General features: G+C 28.5%; 15 protein-coding genes. 9 read left to right on the top strand and 6 right to left on the bottom strand.

From position 1 onward, the window contains the following. The first annotated feature begins 300 nt into the window (after nt 1–300). The 4 genes from VJY38_RS12010 (at nt 301) to VJY38_RS11995 (ending at nt 7,706) form a co-directional block, all read left to right on the top strand. Nucleotides 301–1,287, top strand: a complete 987-nt coding sequence (locus VJY38_RS12010; RefSeq protein ID WP_353680961.1) for a hypothetical protein — start codon at nt 301–303, stop codon at nt 1,285–1,287. After that, on the top strand, nt 1,287–6,896 hold the full coding sequence (locus tag VJY38_RS12005; protein WP_353680960.1) for a pyridoxal phosphate-dependent aminotransferase: 5,610 nt from the start codon (nt 1,287–1,289) through the stop codon (nt 6,894–6,896). Before VJY38_RS12010 ends, VJY38_RS12005 begins: the two co-directional genes overlap by 1 nt. Nucleotides 6,897–6,913: 17 nt before the next feature. Further along, on the top strand, nt 6,914–7,135 hold the full coding sequence (locus tag VJY38_RS12000; RefSeq protein WP_353680959.1) for a DUF2905 domain-containing protein: 222 nt from the start codon (nt 6,914–6,916) through the stop codon (nt 7,133–7,135). A gap of 139 nt (nt 7,136–7,274) precedes the next feature. Next, entirely contained in the window at nt 7,275–7,706 is a 432-nt protein-coding gene (locus VJY38_RS11995) for an OsmC family protein (RefSeq protein ID WP_353680958.1), read from the top strand. A gap of 49 nt (nt 7,707–7,755) precedes the next feature. Here VJY38_RS11995 and VJY38_RS11990 read toward each other — a convergent pair whose 3' ends face one another. Further along, nucleotides 7,756–8,133, bottom strand: a complete 378-nt coding sequence (locus VJY38_RS11990; protein ID WP_353680957.1) for a DUF2203 domain-containing protein — start codon at nt 8,131–8,133, stop codon at nt 7,756–7,758. A 206-nt stretch (nt 8,134–8,339) separates the two neighbouring features. Here VJY38_RS11990 and VJY38_RS11985 point away from each other — a divergent pair, with 206 nt between their 5' ends. From VJY38_RS11985 to serC, 3 genes are all read left to right on the top strand, one after another. Beyond that, entirely contained in the window at nt 8,340–8,795 is a 456-nt protein-coding gene (locus VJY38_RS11985) for a MarR family winged helix-turn-helix transcriptional regulator (RefSeq protein ID WP_353680956.1), read from the top strand. Between the two features lie 127 nt (nt 8,796–8,922). Continuing rightward, nucleotides 8,923–10,155, top strand: a complete 1,233-nt coding sequence (locus tag VJY38_RS11980; RefSeq protein ID WP_353680955.1) for a DUF1015 domain-containing protein — start codon at nt 8,923–8,925, stop codon at nt 10,153–10,155. A 36-nt stretch (nt 10,156–10,191) separates the two neighbouring features. Beyond that, nucleotides 10,192–11,277, top strand: a complete 1,086-nt coding sequence (gene serC, locus VJY38_RS11975; protein ID WP_353680954.1) for a 3-phosphoserine/phosphohydroxythreonine transaminase — start codon at nt 10,192–10,194, stop codon at nt 11,275–11,277. Between the two features lie 122 nt (nt 11,278–11,399). On the opposite strand, the gene hutH is transcribed toward serC, so the two are convergent. From hutH to VJY38_RS11950, 5 genes are all read right to left on the bottom strand, one after another. Then, nucleotides 11,400–12,959 carry a histidine ammonia-lyase gene (gene hutH / locus VJY38_RS11970; protein WP_353680953.1) on the bottom strand — a complete coding sequence of 520 codons (1,560 nt, stop codon included), beginning with the start codon at nt 12,957–12,959 and terminating at the stop codon, nt 11,400–11,402. Nucleotides 12,960–13,058: 99 nt separating this feature from the next. Next, entirely contained in the window at nt 13,059–14,324 is a 1,266-nt protein-coding gene (gene hflX / locus VJY38_RS11965) for a GTPase HflX (protein ID WP_353680952.1), read from the bottom strand. A 56-nt stretch (nt 14,325–14,380) separates the two neighbouring features. Next, nucleotides 14,381–16,474 (bottom strand): BatA domain-containing protein, encoded by a 2,094-nt coding sequence (locus VJY38_RS11960; RefSeq protein WP_353680951.1) that lies wholly within the window; start codon nt 16,472–16,474, stop codon nt 14,381–14,383. A 1-nt stretch (nt 16,475) separates the two neighbouring features. Next, nucleotides 16,476–17,603: a glycosyltransferase family 4 protein gene (locus VJY38_RS11955; RefSeq protein WP_353680950.1), complete on the bottom strand. Its 1,128-nt coding sequence runs from the start codon at nt 17,601–17,603 to the stop codon at nt 16,476–16,478. After that, nucleotides 17,603–18,946, bottom strand: a complete 1,344-nt coding sequence (locus tag VJY38_RS11950; RefSeq protein WP_353680949.1) for a SpoIID/LytB domain-containing protein — start codon at nt 18,944–18,946, stop codon at nt 17,603–17,605. The genes VJY38_RS11955 and VJY38_RS11950 overlap by 1 nt, the downstream gene beginning before the upstream one ends. A gap of 205 nt (nt 18,947–19,151) precedes the next feature. Here VJY38_RS11950 and rimO point away from each other — a divergent pair, with 205 nt between their 5' ends. Together rimO and VJY38_RS11940 are read left to right on the top strand one after the other, a co-directional pair. After that, complete coding sequence (gene rimO, locus VJY38_RS11945) at nt 19,152–20,441, top strand: 30S ribosomal protein S12 methylthiotransferase RimO (protein WP_353680948.1); 1,290 nt, start codon at nt 19,152–19,154, stop codon at nt 20,439–20,441. Nucleotides 20,442–20,460: 19 nt separating this feature from the next. Then, nucleotides 20,461–21,735: a GWxTD domain-containing protein gene (locus VJY38_RS11940; RefSeq protein WP_353680947.1), complete on the top strand. Its 1,275-nt coding sequence runs from the start codon at nt 20,461–20,463 to the stop codon at nt 21,733–21,735. The last annotated feature ends 24 nt before the right edge of the window (nt 21,736–21,759 follow it).

Below are 21,759 nucleotides of genomic sequence, written 5' to 3'. Positions count from 1 at the left end.
AATAAATTATTTTAAAGGAATAATGATAATAACTAATGAACAAATCTAAAATATTATTGGTTTACTATAGCTATAAATACAAGGAGATGGAAACTATTTAATAAAACAAGCACTTTAGAAAAGATATGCAAGTTATTCGATAAAAAATATTAGTAAAACCTTACATAATTATAAAAAAAATATTACATTGTTTATAAGTTTTAGTTACATTTCTTCATTTATACTCTTATCCATTCGAACTTATTATATCAAATAGTGATTATAAATTAAAAACAAATAATAAATAACAGGAGAAAAAATATGATATTAGTTGTATTGATAATAGTACTGATATTAATTTTGCTTTTATCATACGAGCTGAGAATTAGAAAGCCAGATGAATTAGTTCTCGCAGAAAAAGAAGGTAAAATAATATTTCGTAAAGGGAGATTTTATCCTCGTCATTTCAGTTTAGTTTTACCAAGGACAATTTATTCATCTCAATTAAATATAGATGCAACTGCAAAAGGTAGTTTAGATATTAAAGTTAAATTATCAATTGCGGTTACACTATCACAGGAAAATATTAATTCTTTGATTAAAACAGGTGGATGGAATAAGTCTGCTGTACAAAAAGCAACAAAAGAATTAGAAACTTTGATTCATAGCTTTGTAAGAGAGTTTACCGAAAGATTTGGAATAGAAGAATTGACATCAGAAAAAATTTATAATCACTTAATGAGTAAGGTAAATATTAGCAAAGAAACTTTTGGTCTGGATATTATTTCCATTTCAATCCAATCAATAGAAATTGTAGATTCTAAAATTGCAGATGCAATTAAACAACAGGAATCCGCAAGAATTTTTGAACAAACAGAATTGTTGAATCAAAAAGCAAGAATTTCGGCAGCCAAAGCAAAATTAAAAGCTGATGAAGAAATTGCAATTATGGAAAATGAACTTGAACTTAAAAAATATGATTTGAAAAAAGTGGAACTGGAAAAAGAATCTGAAATTTCTGATAAAAAAGTAATGGATGAGTTGAAAAGAAAAAGATTGGAACTTGATTACGAGAAAGAAGAACTTGAAATACTAAAGAAGAATCCTGAGTTACTGATTTTAACTCCACAGGCAGCAAGATTGGCAGAAGCAAGTCAATCTTTAAAAAATGCAAGAACTATTGTAACTCTTTCTCCTAATGAAATATCTCAGGGGGGAGAATTGATTGGTTTATTCCAGAAATTTCTGCAAAGTTATTTGAATAATTATGAACAACTAAACCAAAAAAAGAAGAGTAAAGAAGATTAATGATGACTGTAAAAAATTCAATAAATATTTTTCAGTTAAAACCAGTAAAAGCTGCTAAAGTTTCTGAAATAAGCGAAGCTACAGTTGCTTCAAATGTTCCACCAGAAGATAGAGTTAATTTTCATATAGGGAATCCTGTTCAGGATGAAAGGTTATATTCTGCATATCTTAGAATGGCACTGGGAATTGATATTAAAGAAGAAGTAATATCAATTAAAAATCTTGATAATATATTAGAAAAATTAGGCAGGGATGTAAAAGATAAATCAAAATTAGAATTTTTAGTGCGTTTAATTGAAAAAAGTGCACCTTATTCACCTCGTGGTGGTTTCGTTAGAACAAATCCACACTTTATAATTAATTACTTTAATGATTGGCTCGTCAATAAACAACACGAACCATTAACATATGATATTGGTGATAAAACAGGAAAAAGAGAAATAATAATTACATCTGGCGGTATATATGAAACATTGAGAATATTTTTTCATTCGATATCAGAATATCTATTATACCTTCCAGCTAATATTTTTTTGTATAATATCAATCTACCTGAACATTTATATGAATTTGAAAATCTGAGGTTTTATAATCTTACTGATGAAGAAAATTTAATATCATTACTTGAAAGTAAATTAAAAGAGAATTTAGATAAACCTAATTTTCTTTTATTGGGGGAAATTACAAACGAAACTACAAGACGACAGCTACGTGAATTAAGTCTGGATTATCCACTATTTTTTGTAGAAGCAAACGATGCCCCAAATCATCTATCGCTTGCCCGCGAAGCTAAAATGATGAGTAGAGTAATTAGAATTATATCACCAAAAGTACTATCAAAAAATCTTGGAAATATTGCTCTAAATTTTGTGCTTGGTAATCCAGATTTTATAAAAGTTTTAGAAACAATACATTTTCAATTAAAGGGAACTCCTTCTTCAACAGAAATCGAATTACTCGCTTTTATCCTAAAAGAAAATCTACAGGAATTAAATAACGATGAGAAATTTGATGATATTGTTGTAGAAGCCGAATATGAAAAACCACTTATTAAAGAAACAGGATTCAGAGTTATTTACGATAAAATTAAAAACTTAGAAAAAAGAACAGAAGAAATTATTTTAAGACAGAGTAGAACAATTGAAAATATTCTTGAAAAACACATATATAAAATCAATTTAAATGATAATTTCAAACTGAAAAACATTAATGATTATATTTATGATAAATTAATAGATATAAATGCTCTTGATTTACTTGATGAATTATTTAAAAACATTAATTCCGAAGATTTTTATAATGAACTAATCAATAGTTACCTGAGCTCTTTTCTCAATTATCATCCAGAATATCAAAAAGAAAATTGTCTGGTAATAAGTGGCTCATCTCGAACTGCATTAAGTTTACTTGGTTTCCACTGCGGAATAAAAGAAGTTATAATACCAGATTTAAGCTGGACTTATGAACATTGTTTCCCAAAAGTTGAAGTGGTTTCTCTTACAGATGATTATGATATTGATGTAGAGAAGATAAAAAATGCTGTCAAAGAAAAATTAATAATGGATAATAAATGGAATAGTTATGGTGCAATAGTTATTAATAATCCACATAATGCTACAGGTAAAATTTTTAATGAAGATAAAATTAAAAATCTTATTAAATGGCTTCTTGAAAATGATATATTGATAATTGATGATTTATCTTATCAAAACGTTACTCCATCAGAAGATCTTAAACAAATAAAAACTATTCGACAGCTGAGTGATGAACTTTTAAGAGAAGGATATATTACCAGAAAACAAGCTGATTATATAATTACAATCCATTCAATGTCTAAAACAGATTCATTTGCTGGTGCAAGATTATCTGTAGCAGAAATTCGTCATAAAGAAATTTTTAATAGATTGAAAAAAATAAATTCAACAATAAAACCAAACATTGCAGCAATATTTTTATCTTATTTGTTTTATCGTAATAATGCAGAAATAATTGATTCATATTATCGATTAAGAAATAAAATTTTCAAAGAAAGAAGTAAAGCCTTATTAGACGCTGTAGAAAATTTACCTGAAGTAAGAAACAAATATAAAATTTCAATTACTCCCCCTTCTGGAAGTATGTATCCACAAATGATAATTGAAAAATTACCTGCTGGACTTTCTCTGGATTGGTTGTCTTCTGGATTAGCAAGACAGGGAATAGGTGTAGTTCCACTCTCAACTTTTGCCAGAACCGAAAAAGGTTTTGATGCAGGAAGAAAAACATTCCGATTAACTCTGGGTGGTACAGATACTGCAGAAAATTTATTGAAAAAAACACGAAGAGTTTTGATTGATTTAAATAGACTCATTGACGAAGAAGCTTCTAATTATAACAAAAGAGAATTTAATGTAATTCCGCTTGGAGTTAAAAAAATAATAGATACTACTTATGATTTACAAAAATGGGATTCCATAGAAAAAGAGATTAAGAATAATATTAAAACATATTTTTATGATACTGTAAAATATTTGAACAAAGAAATTGATATTGAAAAAAATTATAAATATTTCCTTAAAGAATATTTACCTGAACGACTTTCATTGTTTAGAAAAAGATATGAAGATAGAGCAACCATAATTAATGAATTTATTAATTTCTCTTTTGCACACGACGGAAAAAATATAACAGAAATTTTAGAAAGAGAATTTTACAAGGATGATTTGCAGAGAAGAAAAGAAGCTTTTCAAAAACGATTGTATGATAGAACTGTTCATCCTACACAAATGTATTCTATTAAAACAGAACAACTATTCGAGAAATTAATTGATGCTTTAATAAAAAATCACAATATCAGTTCAGAATTATTTGAAAAATTAAAAAGTGAAATTGTTAAAGAATATTTTGGTCAGAATGTACCAATTATTTCGAGTGAAGAACCACAGGAATTAATCCTTGATTTAAATTCTTTATTGGCAGTAGAAAATTATATGGCTCTTCATACAGATTCACCTTTTGAAGTGTTCTTATCGTTCTGGGGTGATTGGGATGGTAGTAATAGACCTTCGGGTCAGGGACACAGTCTTGTTTCTGCTATTTTAATGGAAAATGTTGTAAGACAGGCAAAAATTCTTGAAATGATTTTAAATATTGACAGAACAATTAATATTGATAGCTATTTAGTTGAAGAGATTAAAAAATTACCACAAAGCAATAAAAAGTTTGCTGATCTATTAAATCAAATCACATTGCTTACTCATCAACTGGAAAAAAGATACAGGGGAACACTGCCTTTTAATATCGAGATGAGTGGATTAAGAAAACTTGGAATTAAATTACATCTTGCTGAAGATCCACTTACTAAAATGTGGCGTCATAACGACCGTCTCGAAAGAAAAATGTTAGAACTACGTCATAGACGAAGAGAAACACTCGAACATTATTTTGCTTTGAATAAACAATTAAGAAAAACTTTGTATTCATTAATACCAATTATTCAAAGAAATATTAAAAATAAAGAATTCTTCTTAGAAGCTGGAATGTACCGAGATCTATTAAAGAGATTTGTTGTAACTCCCAGAATTCATCAGAAATTAATAACTGCACAGGATCAATTTGCAATAGATACTACAGTTCATAATATAAACGAAATAAATGAAATATCAGGAAGATACGGAAATCCTGGAATGGTATTGGCTATTCAGGTAAGTATGACAACAAAACCAGAAGCATTAATATCTCTGGATCGTAAATTATATTCTAAAAGAGAACAGATACTTAGAGAAAATAATAATATAGAAATACCTAACATATGGATAGTTCCATTGTTTGAAGATTTGGAATCGGTAAAAAATCTTGAGAATTATTTAAATAAAGTCTGGGAATATTCACTTCAAAGTAGAAGAATGAATCAGGAAACACACGAACGTTTTGCAGAAATTATTACTGAAATCTTTGTTGCTGGTTCAGATCTAAGTCAACAGGTTGGACAACCAAACAGTATGTATCTCTACAAAACAGCAAAATTTGAACTGATGAAATGGCTTGCTTCTCACAACTTGATAGGTAAAGTTAGAATGAAAATGGGAAGTGGTGAACCAATGCAAAGACAGGGTGGATATTATTCACAGGAAGTAGGAAAACCATTATTTGTTGAATCTGAAGATGCTAATAAAAGATTTTCAAAATATCTTGAAGCATCAACCAAAAGAAGTACTGAGTATGCTTCGACTCCATTAATGGGTGTTTACTCCTGTAAGGATTTATTAACATTTCAAAGTAATATATCAGAAAAAGTACGATATCTTCCAGTACATAATTTTGCTCAGTTAATTTATCACGTAAAAGAAACTCAGAAATTTTATAGAGAAGAAATTTTAAGAGCTGGTGAACCACTCTCAGAAACCAGATTACAATACAAAACAAGGGGTTTACAGGAATTAGAAAGATTAACAATCGGGAAAAAAGATTCTATTTATGATGTATTTCTTAATATTTATACCGAGAACTTTAGACAAATTTTATATGGTAGAGAAGAAGATGTAGTTGGCATTCATATTATTTCTTATTTTATTGGAAGAACAATTCCTGCTTTAAGAGATAGACCAACAGTAAGACCAGGACAAAATGCTGGAGAATTAATTGGTCAAAAAATACTTGAAAGAATTGCTGGTACAATTCCATTAAGTCGCTATGGAAGTTTATTAAGAGCAATAGCTCATAATCAATCTCAAACAATGATACTCGGGATTAATCAATTAACAACAGGATTATTCCGAGCATTAAATAATTTTTCTCAAAAAGAATTTCCAGAAGGAGAAACTGAATCTTTAATTTCAGATAGAATTCTTCCAAATTTACCAGTTTATGAAATTCTTCATACATTAAGAATCTATCAGGATATCGATTTAATTTATCTTAACAAACTCGAAAAAGCTTTTCCAGCGGGTAATAGTGCACTTATTGCTTTAAGAGAAGATATGGATTCTCTCAATAAATATTTATACTTTTTCCAGAAAGAATTGTTAAGAAGACATGGTTTGAATGTTACAGAGTTTTTTGATGAAAATAAATTTATTCCTGATTTACTACCAACACTCAGACCTGATGTAGCAGTATTATTACAACCAGAACTTTTTAATACAGATATTGAAAAATTATTGAGTCAAATAAGTGGAAAAGTTGATGCTAAATGGGTAAAAGAAGTCGAAAGATTACTTCTAATTCCAGTAAAAATTTCAGAGTGGAGAGCAAAAATATGGGAATTTCTTGAAGAGCCAATCTACCAGAGAGTAGAGAGTTTTGTTGAATTAGCTATAGCATTGAATTCACTTCAGGCAAATGTTCCTGTAAAAGAAATATTGTTTAATCCACAGAAGATAAAAATATCTCCCAAGTTACTAACTAAAGCATCATTTGATGATAATATGCAGCAATTTTTAACAGCTGCTTTTGAATATCTTTCAATAATATCTCAAGGTTTAACAGAAGTACCAATTAATATAATTCGTGCACTAAAAGAAGTTGAATCTATTATCAAAATTGAAGATCAACCATTAAGCACGAAAAATCAGGAGTTACTAAGATTTTATCTTTTACAAATTGCTCGTATTGCAGGAGAAAATGGATAAAAATTAATAGCAACAATATGAATGAATTTCAAACACTTGGTAAACTGTTAATATTTGGTGGTGCTTTAATTATCTTATTAGGATTATTTATGATTCTATGGGGAAAGATTCCATTCGTTGGCAGATTACCAGGTGATATAATAATTAAAGGGAAAAATTTTACTTTTTATTTCCCCATAGTTACATCAATAATTTTGAGCATTATAATTTCTCTAATTTTATATCTCATTAAAAAATAGTTCCTTATTAAAACATTTTGTTAATGAATTATTAATGAACCAGTGAAGAATATAACTGGCATGGGATAATTATTTTTTTGAATCTTTAGAAGATAATTATCATCATATTAATTAAAAAATAAAGTTATGGAGAATTTTAATGGCTACTAAAAATGCAATTGTAAAACATATACAGGGTGTAACATTTATTGGTAAAACAGATTCAAATCATTGGGTAGTAATGGATGGACCAGAACAATTTGGTGGTAGTAATGCGGCAATAAGACCAAAAGAATTATTGTTAATTGCATTGGGTGGATGTACAGGGAGTGATGTTGCAGTTATACTTCAAAAAAAGAAAGTGAAATTAGATGGTTTTCAAATGAATATTTCTGCAGAAGTACAGGAAACACATCCTCAGGTTTTTACTAAAATACATCTTGAATATGTTTTTTATGGTAAGAATATTCCTGTAGATGCAGTTGAAAGAGCAATTGAGTTATCTCAAAAAACTTATTGTAGTGTAACTGCAATGCTTCAAAAAGCAGTTCAAATAACTCATTCCTATAGAATTGAAGAATCTCAAGAGTAGTTTATTGTAATAAATATTTTTTGATAAGAATTTCAGAAGTAATCTGAAATTATAGGTAATCTTCAGGGATGGGTTTTCTACCTGTGTAGCCTTCGTTTATGCCATGATAAAATTTAATATCATCCTCGTCACTACGCCAGCAAAGGTAAACTTCTTCTCCATTAATAATTGAGGGGAAATCAACCAGTCCTATTTCAAAATCCCAATCTTTAAATGTACAACCAATTTCTTCAAGTTCTTTTATGTAGTTATTAATTTTTTCTTTTAAAATTTCTATCTGCAAATTACCTTCATATTTTCCACCATTGAAATAAGTTATCATCCGAATTTCATAAGCTGTATTTAAAATATCTCTTACTATTCTTTTTACAAGAGGAAGAGATTTTTTTGCTTCTTCTGGAGTAAAATATTTAACCTTTGTTTCCAATATTACCTCTAATCTTTAGTAATAATTTATAACTAAATATAATTAATCACAAATAGAACTTAAAAGAAATTTCATTTTATAAAACAAAAGAAGATGGTACATTAGTTCATAAATAATGCCAGTATTATAATTGCACGCACTGATATTTAATATTATTTTGGATTAGTATATTTTAAGTAAATTTATTTTTTAATTGGGTCTGAACTATGAAAAAACGATATGGTAAAAAAATAGATCTTGCACTTAATACGTGGATTAAATTAGCAAGAGCATATGCATCTTTTAATAGAAAAATTGCAGAAAACATAAGAACCTATGGATTAACTCAACCACAATTTGCAGTAATTGAAGTACTGGGTCATCTTGGACCACTAAAGGTAGGGGAGATTTGTAAAAAAATGCTTGTAACTGGTGGTAATATGACTCTTGTTCTTGATAATGTAGAAAAAATGGGTTTAATAGAAAGAGTTCATAGTAAAGAAGATAGACGAGCAATTATTGTACAATTAACAAAAGAAGGGAAAGAATTATTTGATAAAGTATTTTACTCTCATGCTGAATATATTACTCAATTAATGTCGGTTCTTACACAGGAAGAACAAAAAATTATGGGTAGTTTGTTGAAAAAGTTGGGCTTAACTATATCACAAAATCATACCTGATTAAATATGTATAAATATTAATAATAATTTATAATTATAAAATATTCCTTAAATATTTCTTTTCTGTTTTACAATAATACCTTTATATGCTATTTTGCATTTTAAAATTTACCTTTTTGGAGTTAATATGGCAATTATTCGTCCCTTTAAAGCATTAAGACCAAACGAAAAAGTAGCTCATCTTGTAGCAAGTGTTCCTTATGATGTTGTAAGCAGAGAAGAAGCATCAAATTTAGCTAAAGGGAATCCTTTGAGTTTCCTTAGAGTTACACGTGCAGAAATAGAAATGCCAGAAGTCGAAAATGTTTATTCTGAAGATGTATATAAAAAAGCAAAAGAAAATTTAGAACGATTAAAAAATGAAGCCCCTTTAATTGTTGAAGAAAAACCATGTATCTATGTTTATCGTTTAATTATGGGGAATCACTCTCAGGTAGGTCTTGCAGCTACTTTTTCAGTTGAAGATTATGATAATAATGTTATTAAAAAGCATGAAAAAACCAGAAAAGATAAAGAAGATGATAGAACAAATCATATTCTTTTTACTGAGGCACAAACCGGACCTGTATTTTTAACTTATCGTCCTGTTCCAAATATAGATAATATTGTAAATAACTTTATAAGTAAATCAAATCCAATTTATGATTTTACTGCTATAGATGGCATAAGGCACACAATATGGATTTTAACAGATGATATAAGTGAAGTAATCATTGAAGAAATATCAAAGGTTAAAAATCTTTATATAGCTGATGGACATCATCGTGCTGCAAGTGCAAGCCGGGTTCAAAAAATTAAAAAAGCTCAAAATCCACATCACACTGGTGATGAAGAATATAATTATTTTCTTGCCGTTCTTTTCCCGGCAAATCAATTGAGAATAATGCCATATAATAGAATAATTCATAAATTAAATATGAATAAAGATGATTTTTTAAGTAAGATTAAACATAACTTTACAATTACAGAAACCAATCAGAAAGAACCAGTAGAACCTAAAACTTTTTGTATGTACTTAAATAAAAAATGGTATTTGTTGAAAGCAAATAGTAATATAAAAACAACAAATAAAGTTACAGATAATCTTGATGTTAGTATTTTACAGAATTATTTATTAAATCCTGTTCTCGGTATTGAAGATCCACGTACAGATAAAAACATCGATTTTATTGGAGGTATTAGAGGGACAGAAGAATTAGAAAGACATGTAAATAATGGAAATGCCGAAGTTGCATTTTCATTGTATCCAGTAACAGTGGATGATTTAATGAATCTTTCTGATGCTGATGAAATTATGCCACCAAAATCAACATGGTTTGAACCAAAACTGAGAGATGGTTTGTTAATTCATTTAATATAAAAATTATTATGATACAATAAATAAAAGAGGAATAATATGGAAAAAAGAATTTATAACTTTAGTGCTGGTCCAGCTGTGTTACCAGAAGAAGTATTACTCGAAGCTCAGAAGGATCTATTTTCTTATAAGGGAACCGGTATGAGTGTAATGGAAATGAGTCATCGCGGTAAAATATTTGAACAGATAATTAAAGAAGCAGAAGCAGATTTAAGAAAACTTCTTGATATCAATGATAATTATGCAGTTTTATTTCTTCAGGGAGGAGCTACACTTCAGTTCTCTATGGTGCCTTTAAATTTAATGCCACCAAAAAATAAAGCTGATTATATTATTACAGGTTCCTGGGCAAAAAAAGCGATGAAAGAAGCTAAAAGAGTTGGCACTGTAAACATAGCTGCTTCAACTGAAAGTGAAAACTTTTCACGTTTACCAAAACAGTCTGAACTAAAATTAGATCCTGATGCTTCTTATGTGCACTTTACATCGAATAATACAATTTATGGTACTCAATGGAAAACAGAACCAGAAGTGGGAAATGTTCCTCTGGTATGTGATGCATCGTCAGACATCCTTCATAAAAAAATAGATGTGAATAAGTATGGATTAATTTATGCAGGAGCACAAAAGAATATTGGACCTGCTGGTGTAACTCTTGTAATTATTCGAAAAGATTTACTGGAAAGATCTTCTGACGAACTTCACACTTACTTGAATTATAAAGTTCATGTTGAAAATAATTCTCTTTATAACACTCCAGCAACATTTGGTATTTATATTGCTGGACTGGTATTTAAATGGTTATTAAATATGGGCGGTCTTGATGAAATGTATAAGAGAAATGTAGAAAAGGCAAAAATATTATATGATGCAATAGATTCAAGTGATGGATTTTATAGAGGAACCGTTGTCCCTGAAGATAGATCACTTATGAATGTAACATTTAGATTACCAAACGAAGAATTGGAAAAGAAATTTATTGAAGAAGCAAAGAAAAGAGATCTTGATGGTTTGAAAGGTCATAGAAGTGTTGGTGGAATTCGTGCTTCAATTTATAATGCTTTCCCTAAAAAAGGTGTAGAAACACTTGTAACATTTATGGAAGAATTTAGGAAGAATAATTAATACAAAACGGCAGGGCATGCAAAAATCTATTTAGCATCCCTGCCTTTTAAATTAACTCCAACTTCTTTTTATTATTTAATACTTTTTTATGAATTAATAAAATTAATTGTTAATTATAAATTTTATTTAAGACTTATCACCTTTTCAACTTCAGATAAAATTATTCCGCTTTTTACCAGTTCTAATATTTTATCAATATCATTTTTTATTAGTCTATCATTTTTTAGTGGTGGAATAAATTTTCGAATTGTATTGTAAGCTATATTTGTTCCAATTCCACATTTCAGAGGCTTTAGAAATTCGAGTGCCTGTGCAGCAGTCAATAATTCGAGGGCAATTACAGTTTGAGTATTTTTTAAAACCTGATAGCATTTCCTTGCAGATATTGAGCCCATTGAATTAATATCTTCTTTATTAGCAGATGTTGGAATTGAATCCACACTTGCTGGATGTGAAAGAACTTTGTTCTCTGAAACCAATGCTGCCGCAGTATATTGAAGCATCATGTAGCCTGAATTTAATCCCTCAATATGTGCAAGAAATTTTGGTAATTTTTCTGATGAACCATTTACTAATCTATCAATCCTTCTCTCAGAAATACTTGCTAATTCTGAAAGAGCAATTGCCATAAAATCGAGTGGTATTGCAATAGGTTCACCATGAAAATTTCCACCACTTATATATTCTTTTTCTTCAGGAAAGATAATCGGATTATCATTAACTGAGTTTATTTCTATTTCAATTTGTGAACTTATAAAATCAATTGCATCTCTCACAGCACCATGAATTTGTGGAATACATCTTAGAGAATATGCATCCTGAACTCTTGGATCGTTATCTTTATGAGATTTTCTTATTTCACTATTTTTTAATAAGGCATTTAAATTTTGTGCAACATTTATTTGGCCTTTATAAGGTCTTAACTTATGCAATCTTAAATCGAAAGCAGAATCGGTTGCACGCAATGCTTCGTGAGATAAAGCAGCAGCAATATCAGCAAGTTTTTTAAGTTTATGAGCTTCAATACAAATATAAGCTCCGTAAGCTGTCATCATCTGAGTGCCATTTATTAATGCTAATCCTTCTTTAGCAGCTAATCGAATCGGTCGAAGTCCAAATTTTTTAAATGCAGTTTTAGATGAAATAATTTTTCTCCTGTCAATGAATTCATTATTTAAAACATTTTTAAGTAATTGAACTTTTCCTTTCCCAATCATAGCTGATACAAGGTGAGCAAGTGGGGCAAGATCGCCACTTGAACCAACTGATCCTTGTGAAGGAATAATTGGAATAATATTATTGTTTATCATATCAATAAGTAATTGCAGCGTATTAATTTTTATCCCTGAGTATCCACTTGCAAGAGCATTAACTCTTAATAACATCATTAGTTTTACAATATGCGGTGGCAAATATTCACCAACTCCCGAAGTATGACTTACAATTAAATTTTCCTGTAGCTTTTCAATATCTCTATTATTAATTCGAACATTTGAGAAAGCACCAAATCCAGTTGTTACTCCATAAATAACTTTGCCATCTTTAACCCATTCATCTATTAATTTGCTTGTTTTTATTATTTTCTTTTTTGCTTCTTTTGATAATTCAATATTGATATTATTTAAAAGGAAATTTTCTATACTGTTCAATGTAAGTGATTTGCCATCTATTATTAGTTTCATATAATACCTAAATTAATTTTTGATTTTAATATCTGAAGGAACATTAAAAATGAAGTGATGTGAGAATTTATTTGAGGGCAAAAAAGCATAAATTATAATTTAATTGTGATTAACCAATTTTATTATTTTATTTTGAATTGGTTTGCTGGCTCGATATTTAAGTAATATATAATCATCTTTATAAATGGTATCATAAACTTCAGCAAGTTCATAAATAATTGAAATATTTTTTGATTGATTATGTTTTAACTTGAGCTGGTATTCATTAAAATTTGCTTCATAGTAATCGAGTAGCAAATCTTTTAAATTTGTAATCCCGATTCCCCTTTCAGCTGATATGAATAAACTATTTGGAAATCTCTGATTAATTGTATTGAGTATGCTTTTTTCTTTTAGTAAATCAATTTTATTAAATATTTTTATTTGAATCTTCTTTTCGCAACCAAGTTGTTCTAAAGTATTTTCTACAACTTTTATATGTTCTTCGAAATATGGATTGGTAATATCAATTACATGAAGAATAATATCTGCATCTCTAACAACATTCAATGTACTTTTAAAAGAAGCAATTAAATGATGTGGTAATTTTCGTATAAATCCAACAGTATCACTAAGAAGAATTTTTTTGTTTTTCTCCAGTTCGCAGGCACGTGTTGTTGAATCAAGAGTAGCAAAAAGTTTATTTTCTGCAAGCACATTTGCATTTGTTAATCTATTCAATAAAGTTGATTTACCTGCATTGGTGTAACCTACAAGTGCTGCTGTTACAAACTTTTTATGAGATGAACTTTTGGTTTCCTGTTGAGACTCAATTTTTTTAAGATATTCTTTTAATTTACTTATTCTTGTTCTGATTATTCTTCTATCGGTTTCAATTTGTTTTTCGCCTGGACCTTTTGTACCGATTCCACCGTACTGTTTGGAGAGGTGAGTCCATGCCCTTGTTAATCGAGGCAACATATATTGTAACTGAGCTAATTCAACTTGTGTTTTTGCTTCTTTTGTTTTTGCATGCGAAGCAAAAATATCGAGAATTAAACCACTTCTGTCTAAAACTTTTCTTCCAAATAATTTTTCGAGGTTACGTACCTGTGTTGGATTTAAGTCATCATCAAAAATTATTAGTTGAATATCATTAACCTGTATTAGTTGAGCAATTTCTTCTGCTTTCCCTCTTCCTATGAAATATGCAGGATCTGGTTTCGATTTTTCTTGTGTTATTTTGAATATTGTGTCGGCACCAGCTGTGTCGGCAAGTAATTCTAATTCGTCAAGATGTTCTTCTACTTGTTCTTCTGTATAAGCTCCTGTCGATAAAGCAATTAATATTGCTCTTTCTCTTTCTTCTCTTTTTACTTCAATCATCTTATTGTTTTAAATCACCAGTTTTAATTTATAAATCATATATTATCTAAATCAACTCAATTTTCTATCATATCTTTTTTTGAGTTTTTTGAAATAAACATTTCCAGTATCGTAATAATAAAGGCAAATATTAAAAAGTATTTCCAGAGTTCCACACCATATCTTGTTTGATTGATTATTCTTGTATAATCTTTATCTGGCGTAACATTTGCAAAATTGCCTTTAAAACCAATTCTTTCTAAGTATTCCTTAAATTTATTAGCTGGTTCGTATTCAGCAACAGATTCTTTTGCATCGTGATTAACAGAAAAATAATCAATTAATTTTTGATTGGAGTAAAATTTATAAACACCAGCTAAATCGGTTTTATTATAACTAAGATAATTTTTGTTGATAAGAGAATCTGTATTTATAAATTCTTCTATATTTTTAGGATTAATTACTTTAATCAAATTTGATTCTCTTGATTGTATATTTACTACCAGTTCATCTCCTGCATGATGATTTTGTTCATATTTAATTTTTGATGACATGTAAAAAACAATCTTATTAATTAAAGGAGCAAATAGAGATTTAAGAGGGAAATTACTCCAGCTTAATGTTGGTGAAATATTAAAGTTTAACACTCTGCCATTTCCAATTTTATATTCACTTAAAAATGGTGAGTTATCAATCAGAGAAATAATAATTCTTCCAGTAGAACCAGTTTGTGTTTTTAAATAATAATAAATTTCTGGTGATTCAACTTTTACTTTGCTTTTATCTTCAAATAAATTTTCAAATAGTGGATGTTCCAGCTCTACTTTGTTGAATAAAGTAAAGGAATCAAAAGAATTTAAATTTCCTGAAAAATTTATTGGTTCAGATAAATTTAGATATTTATAAAGACTTTTTAATGATTCTAACGAACTATTTGAACCAGGCATTATTGTTACTGCTCCACCATTTTCAATATACTTTTTTAATTTTTCCTTATCACTGATTTTATTTGAACCAATTATGAATACTGCATCGAAATCTTCTAATTTTGTAGATGATATTGTTGATAAATCTTTTTCAGTTATTTGAAATAAATTTCCATTTTGATTTAATAAAGCAAGCTTGATAAACTTTGCGTCGTCATTATAGTCAGTGAGAATTAATATTTTAATATTTGATGGAACGTATAAAGCAGTATAACATTTATTATCATAAACTATATCATCATCTTCTAATTCAACTGTTGCTGTAACCAATCCTGTATCAATTAATGTGGTTTCAAAATTGACGATTTGAGATTCATAAGGATTTAAGTTAATACTTTGCTGTGCACTTCTTTTCCCATTCATGAATAAAGAAACAACAACATTTGTTGCTTTAGTGTTAGAATAATTTTTTATAACAGAAGAAAAACTGATGTTTTTATTTTTTTCATAAATCTGGTTATTTACTTTAAAGTCTTCTATCCCAAGATTTTTAATTTCTTTTTCGTGTACATCAATTAAATAAATATTGACATTCTTAAGAAGATGGGAAAGATTCATTATTTCAGCTGGAGAATTATAAATTCTATCTTTTTGTAAATCGGTAAGTATGTAAATTTCTTTATTTAAATTTTTTGATTCGTATAGAATTTGTGATGCTCTGGTTAATACATTATTTAAAGTGTTTGTTTGATATGATAATTGAAGTTCGTCGATTGTTTTTCTTACAATGTCAAAATTTGAGCTGGGTTTTATTTCTATACCTGTATTGTTAACAAAGGGTAGAATAATTATTTCGTCTTTTGCATTAAAATTATTTAATAAGTTTTTTGCTATCTGTTTTGAGATATTAAAATATGAACCAGAATTTGTAACTACAGACATACTGAATGTGTTATCAATTAGAAATACAGCTGTTGTTTTGGCAGCACCTTTGGAGAAAGAAGCATTTTTAAGTGTTGGTCTTGCAAAAGCAAAAACTAAAAATACAATTATTAATATTCTTAATAGAAGAAGTAACCATTGCTTAATTTTTATTTTTCTTATTCTTGATTTTTGTAATTGTTTTAAAAACAATAATGTACTAAATTCTACTTTTTTTAATTTACGTAGATTTATAAAATGAAGAATAATAGGAATTGAAGTTGCGATTAAACCAAATAATATAGCAGGGTTAAGAAATGTCATTCTATTTTCGATTACTCCTTTCTTCTATAGTCCTTTTATAAATATCGATTAATTTTTTTGTAAACACTTCGAGATCAAATAATTTTATAGCACGATTTCTTGCAGCCTTACCAAATTTTATTCTTAAATCTGGATTAAGAATTAATTTTTCGATTTTATTAGATAAATCTTTCCAGTTTTGTTTTTCAAAAAGTAAAGAAGTTTCTCCATCAACAGCAATATCCAGAACACCATCGGAGTTAGAGCAGACAGAAGGTTTTCCCATGCTTAATGCTTCGGCTAATGCAATGCCAAAAGCTTCTGCATGTGATGGAAAAACAAAAATATCCATTGCAGCAAGTACTTCTGGTGTATCTTTTCGAAAACCTGTAAAAATTAGTTTGTTATTCAAGCCAAGTCTTTTTGCAAGTATTTTAATTTCTTTTTCGTATTCTTCTTCACCTTTACTTGCTTCGCCAACTATCATAAATTTTATTTTATCATACTTCTTTATTAAATCATTTGCTGCATATAAAAATTCTTCGTGACCTTTTCCTGGACTGAACCTTGCCATCATACCGATTAATATTTCATCATCATAAATACTAAATTCTTTTCTTACCAGTGTAGAATTTATTAACTCAGGATTAAATTTTTCTGTATCTATTGCATTGTGCAAAAGTAAAATTTTATTCTTTGTTAATGGAGTAGTTTCTTCTAAATTTTTTGCAATCACACTGCTTATTGCAAGTGCATAATCAAGTCTTTTATAAATCCATTTATGAAGAAAATCTTTTTTAATTATGTATGAACCCATTTGTTTTGAAAGAATTAAAGGTGTATTCATATTAGCTAATTGCAAAGAAGGAACTATTAACCATAAATCTTTAGAAGCACCGCAGTGTATGATGTCGTAGTTATTTTTCAAAAGCGAACTTGTTTTTATTATTTCAAATGGATGAAAGTAACCATTGAACTTTGATGTATGCGTTGTAATTCCTTCAGAAATTGCTTCACTATAAATTCTGGAATCAGGATAACATAATAATTCAGCATTAACACCATGTTTGATTAATTGTTTGACTGTCTGGAGTGCATACATTTCCAGACCGCCCCAGCTTTTTGATAAGCATGTTTTGAGAATTTTCATCAATAAATCTTTTTTATTTTTGCTCCTTTATAATAATGAGATAAAATTTCATCAAACTGATAACCCATTTCGCTCATAACAGCAGCACCAATCTGGCATAAACCAACACCGTGACCCCATCCGCCTCCTTTTAGTATAAATTTTTGTGGTATATCATCTACAATATTTTCTTTTATTACAAAAAATGCAGAACTATAAAGATGTGTTCTGGATAAGACTCTTCTTATCTCAAGTTCTTTTCCAATTATTAATGATTTTTTTGTTCCCTCAATTTTTAGTCGAATAATTCTTCCTGAATATCCTCGTTCGATAGGCATAAGATTTTTTATATATCCAAAGTCGAATCCAGTTTTAGATTTAATAATATCAGATAATTCTTCTTGTGAATATTCAACTTTCCATCTAAAATAATTATTCTCAATTGAGATACTATTAAGCTGATCATATTGATTAAGTACTTGCGACAATATTTTTTCATTTGTTGTGTTACAAAAAGCATGTGGAGAAGTTTTTAACCAGGACTCTGCATTTTCTTCACTGGTTAGATCGTAAGCAACACCTTCTTTTTCAAATTTGTAATCATAAACAGGTACAAGATAATGATATCTTTCTGGTTCCCATACATTTTCATATGATTCAGTAATTCCACCGCAACATTTTGAAAATCTTGTATCACAAATTTTATTGTCATACATTAAAACTAAACCTCGTGTAAGTTCAACAGCTTCATATACTTTATCATTAATAATTCTCGAAATACCTTGATAACGTTGACAATGATCATCTGCACAAAAGTCATAATTTATATGATCATTCTTTTGATACCATCTTATTATTTCTGTTTCTGTTATTATTTCATTTATTGATTGAGAATAGTTTTTTGATTTTTCTAATTGTGCTAAAACCCAGCTGCGTGAAATTATTGAATGTGCTTTTAATAATTCTAAAGAACAGTTAGCACTCATTTCAGAAGAGATAACACTTACAAGATAATCTTCAAGTGGTAAAATATTTATGGCAGTTATAAAATTGTTTTCGATTATGAATTTTAATGTGCCTCTGAATCTTTGTCTTTCTTTTTTTTCCCAGTGGAATTCTTTCCCGATTGTAACATTGTGGAGAACAAATGATTCTGTGTCGATATCGTTTGGATAAAGTGTAATTTCTTCTGCAGAAAAGATTACTTGTGAATTTTGTATTAAACTAATTTCATTGTCTTTTAGTACAGCAGTTAATCTACCACTGAATTTTTTATTAGTCGTATTTTCATAGAATATACCATATAAATCAAATTGAATTTCATTATTACTGAGTATACCAATTCTTATATCGGGATTATTCATAAACTCATTATTTAATTTTTATGTTATAAATATAGTAATGCTATTGGTAAATAAGTAGTGGACATTTTTTAAAATATATATTTTAATTATTATTATGTAAAAAGCTAATTTATATGAATGTTAAGATTATTAACAGAGGGACTTTGAAACCATTAATTTCTACAGTATTATTTGTTTATCTTTGTGCAACAAAAAAATAAGGATTATGAAGAAGTCACATAAAATTTCTGTAATAACATTAGGTTGCTCTAAGAATACAGTTGATTCAGAACGGTTAATGAATCAGCTTAAAATCAATAATCTAAATTTAACAGAAGATCCTGAAGATGCAGATGCTGTAATAATAAATACGTGTGGATTTATAGAAGCAGCAAAAGAAGAATCAATAAATACAATACTCGAAGCAGTTGAATTAAAAAACAAAGGGAAAATTAAGAAAGTTGTTGTAATTGGATGTCTTTCTGAGAGATATGCTAAAGAATTAAAAAAAGAAATTCCTGAAGTTGATTCATATTTTGGAACGGAAGCTTATGAAAGCATTTTGAAAGAATTTGGTGGTAATTTAAAATATGAACTTTTAGGTGAAAGACTTTTAACACCACCAAAACATTATGCATATTTAAAAATATCAGAAGGTTGTGATCATCCCTGCTCTTTTTGTGCTATACCTTTAATGAGGGGAAAACATAAAACAATTCCAAAAGAAAATTTAATTCAGGAAGCAAAATTTCTATCTTCAAAAGGTGTTAAAGAATTAATTCTTATTGGACAGGATACTACAGATTATGGAATAGACCTTTATGGAAAAAGAAATATTTCTGAATTGGTAAATGATTTATCATCAATAGAAGGAATTGAATGGATAAGAATTATGTATGCTTATCCATCACACTTTCCAGAAAGTTTAATTGATACGATAGCAGATAATCCTAAAGTATGTAAATATATTGATTTGCCACTTCAACATATTTCTGATAATGTACTTAAATCGATGAGACGGGGAATTACAAAAAAAAGAACAATTGAATTAATTGAAAAGTTACGAACAAAAATTCCAGACTTAACTTTAAGAACAACATTTATTGTAGGATATCCGAACGAAACAGAAAAAGATTTTGAAGAGCTTTGCAACTTCGTAAAAGAAACAAAGTTCGAAAGATTTGGAGTTTTTACTTATTCAATGGAAGAAAATACTGTAAGTTATGAACTCGGAGATCCAATTCCAGCCGAAATTAAAGAAGAAAGAAAAGCAATATTAATGGAAATTCAGAAGGATATTTCATTAAATAAAAATAAAGAATTGTTAGGAAAGGAACTTAAAGTAATAATTGATGATATAAATAATGACTTCTATATCGGGAGAACAGAAAAAGATGCACCTGAAGTAGATGGAGAAGTTTATATTCAAAAAGATCAACAGGATGTGAAGGTTGGAAATTTTTACAGTACTCAAATTTATGATTGCAATGAGTATGATTTATTTGGTAAATTATAGTGAGTAAAGGAATATTAAAATGAAAAGAATATTTGTAATCATATTTTTATTAGGTAATTATTTATTAGCACAGGTGGAGTCATCAAGAGGGGAAAATGTTATAGTATCACAGGCTTTTTTTGTTGACTTTGCAAATTATGTTGATACAACTCCTGCTAAAACCCGCCTTGATGTATTTATCCAGGTTCCTTATTCTAACATTCAATTTGTTAAGCAAAACAATAATTTCAGTGCAAATTATAATTTATCACTAATATTTTATGATAAAGATAAAAAGAATATTCTATTTGAAAGAATATGGAAAGAAAAAGTTGTTACAGATAAATTTCAGCATACTATATCAAAGGATAATTTTAACATATCTTACAAGACTTTTGATTTTACTCCAGGTGAATATTTGCTCACCTGTATTCTCGAAGATGCAGACTCACGAAAAAGTTATTCGAAGGATTATCTGATTAAGATAAATTATATTTCCGATACTCTTGGAATAAGTGATATTATTTTTGTAAAAGATATAGTTAAAGATCCAGATGGGAAAAAAATTGTTCCTAATGTTTCGAGAACTGTAACAAATAAAACCAAATCATTACCTTTTTATTTTGAAGTCTACTCAGCTAAGGATAGAGAGATTAATCTGGAATATATAATTGAGGACTTAAAAAATAATACTTCTATTGTACAGAAAGACACATACAAAATTAAAACAGGCACCAACGCAATTTATTATACCATAGAAAATACTGATTTTAAATTAGGGGATTATAATCTTAAAATTAATGTTACAGATGCAGAACACAATATACTTTTATCAACCGAAAAAAAACTTTATTCAATTATAACAGGAATTCCTTCAACAATAGTTGATCTAAATAAAGCTATTGATCAGATGATTTATATTGCAACACCCAATGAAATTGATTTTATTAAAAGTGGTAATACTTACGAAGAAAAGTTAAATCGCTTTCTTGCATTCTGGGAAAAGAAAAAACCTAATCCAAATATGGAAGAAAATCCAATTTTAGAAGAATATTACAGAAGAGTAGAATACGCAAATAAAAATTTTAAAGGCTGGGGACGTGAAGGCTGGCGATCGGATATGGGAATGATTTATATTACTTTTGGTCCACCAAGCTATGTTGAACGTCATCCACTTGAACCAAATTCAAGACCTTATGAAATTTGGGATTATTATGAATTAAATCGCTCATTTATCTTTGTTGATCAAACTGGCTTTGGTGATTATAGATTGATTAACCCTGATTATAGCCGTTGGCCTGGTTATAGACAATAAAGTAAATTAAAATTACTAACCTTA

Origin of the sequence: Rosettibacter firmus, assembly GCF_036860695.1 — a bacterium.
GTDB classification, from domain to species: Bacteria; Bacteroidota; Ignavibacteria; order Ignavibacteriales; family Melioribacteraceae; genus Rosettibacter; species Rosettibacter firmus.
This window is presented reverse-complemented; position numbering and strand designations above follow the sequence as displayed.